Genomic DNA, 208 nt, shown 5'->3' with positions numbered 1-208 from the left:
CCTGCAGCAGACCCTTGAACTGTCGATGACCACGCCGGTCCTGTTTTCAAATACGTGCGGATTGTTAGCAATGAGAATATTTGCGGCCTTGAGGATACGTCCGGAAGAGCGATAGTTCTGCTCCAGCTTAACCACCTGCAGCGCCGGAAAATCTTTGCTCAGCAGTACCAGGTTTTGCGGACGCGCACCGCGCCACGAGTAAATCGAC

General features: G+C 53.8%; 1 protein-coding gene. It reads right to left on the bottom strand.

Translation table 11 applies throughout. The annotated features are described in order from the left end of the window. A partial coding sequence (locus FDX22_RS21150; protein WP_146717729.1) for a hypothetical protein occupies window positions 1-208 on the bottom strand: 208 nt, incomplete at both ends.

The organism is Citrobacter sp. TBCS-14, assembly GCF_005280805.1.
Lineage (GTDB): Bacteria > Pseudomonadota > Gammaproteobacteria > Enterobacterales > Enterobacteriaceae > Citrobacter > Citrobacter gillenii.
The sequence above is the reverse complement of the archived record's forward strand: the minus strand, read 5'-3'. Positions and strand labels throughout refer to the sequence as shown.